We start from the raw sequence: 320 nt of genomic DNA on the forward strand, positions 1-320 counted from the left end.
CTGGAGAATGGCAAGGAAAAGCCGGTGGATACGCTATTCAAGGCAAAGCAGGTGCTTTTGTTGTCTATATCGCTGGTTCTTATTCCAATGTGGTGGGCTTGCCTTTGGCTGAAACAATGGATCTTCTCACGGCTTATCACTATCCACTTCTCACTCATTGGAATGGAAAAACACATTAGAGAAACGGATTGACTGGCAAAACCAATGGAACAGAATAACAAACAAACAGAGCAAAAATTAAGTAAAGGGCGCGAACAAATAAAAAAAGCCCACCAAACGCAAACAAAGCCGAATGTGAAGCAAACAGAGATCTCTTCAAT

1 protein-coding gene is annotated in these 320 nt (G+C 41.9%); it reads left to right on the forward strand.

Translation table 11 applies throughout. From position 1 onward, the window contains the following. Window positions 1-179: Maf family protein (locus ACFINZ_RS09740; RefSeq protein ID WP_375701414.1), on the forward strand; the 179-nt coding region annotated here is incomplete at its 5' end. Window positions 180-320 lie beyond the last annotated feature (141 nt).

This window comes from Bartonella sp. AA81SXKL (assembly GCF_042196945.1).
Lineage (GTDB): Bacteria > Pseudomonadota > Alphaproteobacteria > Rhizobiales > Rhizobiaceae > Bartonella.